Below are 816 nucleotides of genomic sequence, written 5' to 3' on the forward strand. Positions count from 1 at the left end.
CATGCCCCGCAGGTTGCCGCTGGCCTGGGCCCGGGCGCCGTGGGTGCGCAGTGCCTGCATGCGCAGCAGGGACAGCAGGCGGCCTTGGCCGTGGGGATCAGTGCCTGCAGCTGCACCTGCATTGGGCTGGGCGTAGTGGCTCCCCCCCGCTCCCGATGCATGCCACTGGTAAACCTCGCCCTCGGCCTGTCCGGTCGGGCGCGGGTCGCTTCGAGAAACACTCAGATCCGCCCTGGGCCGGATGTAGTCGTAGTCCCGGGTGGCGTACTTCCCGCTGGTGAGCTGGTGCTGGGGAACGAAGCTGTGGATGTACTCGGCATCGATCTTCCAGCCCGGGGCGTGGTATTCCACATGCTCGTACAGCGGATCGCCAGCCGCATAGGCGCCCATGGCGTCCGAGAGCACCAGGCGGTGTTTACCGTCCGAATGTTCGAAGTGGTAGCTGATGCCCCATTCCTGGCACAGGCGGGCAAGGAAGGCGAAGTCGCTCTCGTTGAACTGGGTCTGGTAGTCGCGCACGGGGTAGTGCTCGATCAGGCGCTTGTCCACGGGGAAGGCGTAGCCGCCCAGCAGTTCGTCCAGGATCTGGACGACGCTGAGGTTCTGGAAGATCCTGCAGTCGGTGCGCAGGGTGGCCAGGTGCAGCCAGGGGCGCAGGGTGAGCTTGTACTGGGCGTGGCGCCCTTCCTCGCCCCACAGGGCTGCGTCGGTGATCAGGGCGTTGATCTGGCGGGGGGAAGAGCCATCGAGCTCGATCTCGCAGCTGATCTCCTGGCCGATGAAGGCATCCAGGTCGAAGTCGGCGCCGGAAGAGAC

Annotated in this window: 1 protein-coding gene; it reads right to left on the reverse strand. The window is 66.2% G+C overall.

Translation table 11 applies throughout. The annotated features are described in order from the left end of the window. Positions 1 to 816, reverse strand: an 816-nt coding sequence (locus tag AC1RGU_RS31335; protein ID WP_492740816.1) for a phage late control D family protein, incomplete at both ends; no start/stop codon positions are given.

This window comes from Variovorax sp. GW823-FHT02B07, from assembly GCF_058797695.1.